This is a genomic window from Mesorhizobium sp. M2A.F.Ca.ET.039.01.1.1 (assembly GCF_003998035.1).
Taxonomy (GTDB): Bacteria; Pseudomonadota; Alphaproteobacteria; order Rhizobiales; family Rhizobiaceae; genus Mesorhizobium.
In genome coordinates this window covers 1-1,891 of the sequence record NZ_RZRY01000973.1, presented here as the reverse complement: position 1 = coordinate 1,891, position 1,891 = coordinate 1, and the positions used below count along the sequence as shown (strand labels likewise).

The window sequence follows — 1,891 nt, the reverse complement described above, 5'->3', positions numbered from 1 at the left end:
CTGGCCGGCATGGCCTCGATGGCGCTGACGATACCGTTCGCGCCGAGCCCCGCCGTCATCCTGCTGGCCGTCGGCTTCTCGGCGCTGATCGGCATGGTGTTCGGCTTCTTCCCGGCGCTGCGCGGCGCCCGCCTCGATCCGATCGACGCGCTGCGGCACGAATAGCACCCGGCATCGCTCGGCTCTATTGCCGCAAATCCTGCGGTGATAAAGCGGTCTCCTGGGAAACCTTGAAGGGGACGGACGAAATGAGCAGGAAGGCGCGTGTAATCCTCGTGGCAATTGTCGTCGAGGCGTTCCTGGGCGGCATCTGGTGGTATCTGGCCCCCTTCGGTCTGGCCAATCCCGACCGCGTCGCGCCCAATTTCCAGGAAGTCGTCGGCCAGACGATGGGCACGGCGATGGGCGCGCTCCTCGGCCTCTGCTTCATCCTGTTCTTCGTCGCGGCGCGTAATGACCGCAAGGCATTGCCGCAGAAGGAGCGGCTCTGAGCGCCGCGAGAGAATGGAGTCGCGGACTGCCTGTCAAAACGGCAGCCGCGCGTTCTCCTTGACCTCCTTCATCACAAAGAAGGTCCTGGTTTGCCGGACGCCCGGCAACGCGATCAGCTTCTGGCCGTGCAGCTTGTTGAAATCCGCCATGTCGCGCACCCGTATCTTCAACAGATAGTCGAAGTCGCCGGCCACGAGATTACAATCCAGGACCTCCTTGAGCTTGAGGGCGGCCTCCTCGAAAGCGGCGAAACTTTCCGGTGTCGAGCGATCGAGCACGACGCCGACCATGACCAGCGCGCCGAGCCCGACCGCGGCGGGCGCGATCTCCGCCCTGACTCCGGTGATGTAGCCCTCCTCGAACAGGCGTTGCGTGCGCCGATGGCAGGTGGCGGCGCTGACATTCACGCGCGCTGCCAGCTCGGCATTGGTCAGCCGCCCCTCGGCCTGCAGGGCTCGCAGGATTTTGATGTCGATGCGGTCGAAAATATGATCGGAAGATTCTTCCATTCTTATCGGTTCCAATGGACGATTAGATGAACCTTAGCGCACTTCTTTGCGGAAATCCAAAAAGCAGCGGCCCTCTTCGAGAGCACCTTTCGCCGCAATTCGTCTATTCTTTGCCTATCCAAACGAACACTGCGGGAGGCAGGTCGATGTCACTTCTCGAAAAATTTCAACGGTATCCACTGACCTTCGGCCCGACGCCGATCGAGCATCTGCCGCGTCTCAGCGCGGCGCTTGGCGGCAAGGTGCGGGTCTATGCAAAGCGTGATGACTGCAATTCCGGGCTGGCCATGGGAGGCAACAAATTGCGCAAGCTCGAATATATCGTGCCCGATGCGATCGCGTCGGGCGCCGACACGCTGGTGTCGATCGGCGGCGTGCAGTCGAACCACACGCGCATGGTCGCCGCGACGGCCGCCAAGATCGGTATGAAATGCGTGGTCATCCAGGAGAAATGGGTGCCGCACTACGATGCGGTCTACGACCGGGTCGGCAATATCCTGCTGACGCGCCTGATGGGAGCCGACAGCCGGCTCGTCGACGATGGTTTCGACATCGGCATTCGCAAGAGCTGGCAGGATGCGATCCAGTCGGTCAAGGATGCAGGCGGCAAGCCCTACCCCATTCCTGCCGGCGCCTCGGTGCACAAGTTCGGCGGTCTGGGCTATGTCGGCTTCGCCGAGGAGGTGGCGAAACAGGAAGTCGAACTCGGTTTCAAATTCGACTACATCATCGTCTGCGTCGTGACCGGCTCGACGCAGGCCGGCATGATCGTCGGCTTCGCCGCTCAAGATCGCGCCGACCGGGTGATCGGCATCGATGCCTCCGGCACGCCCGACCAGACCCGCGCCCAGGTCCGCCGCATCGTCGACGACACCGCCGCCCTCGTCGGG

Annotated in this window: 3 protein-coding genes and 1 pseudogene; 3 read left to right on the top strand and 1 reads right to left on the bottom strand. The window is 62.7% G+C overall.

Annotated features, from left to right (window positions below; genetic code table 11):
- Positions 1–165: pseudogene (locus EOA24_RS43575) on the top strand (ABC transporter permease); the annotation flags it as partial.
- Between the two features lie 83 nt (positions 166–248).
- A complete protein-coding gene (locus tag EOA24_RS36275) occupies positions 249–491 on the top strand; it encodes a hypothetical protein (RefSeq protein WP_126082085.1) in 243 nt (80 codons plus the stop codon).
- A 33-nt stretch (positions 492–524) separates the two neighbouring features.
- Here EOA24_RS36275 and EOA24_RS36270 read toward each other — a convergent pair whose 3' ends face one another.
- Positions 525–1,001, bottom strand: coding sequence for an Lrp/AsnC ligand binding domain-containing protein (locus tag EOA24_RS36270; RefSeq protein WP_042643231.1), 477 nt, complete (start codon positions 999–1,001; stop codon positions 525–527).
- 146 nt (positions 1,002–1,147) lie between these two features.
- Between EOA24_RS36270 and EOA24_RS36265 the strand changes: the two genes are divergently transcribed.
- On the top strand, positions 1,148–1,891 hold a 744-nt coding region (locus EOA24_RS36265; protein WP_127410727.1), incomplete at its 3' end, for a 1-aminocyclopropane-1-carboxylate deaminase.

Coding starts and splice junctions, on each gene's coding strand:
- EOA24_RS36270 (WP_042643231.1), bottom strand. CDS start 1,001: ATGGAAGAATCTTCCGATCATATTTTCGACCGCATCGACATCAAAATC.
- EOA24_RS36275 (WP_126082085.1), top strand. CDS start 249: ATGAGCAGGAAGGCGCGTGTAATCCTCGTGGCAATTGTCGTCGAGGCG.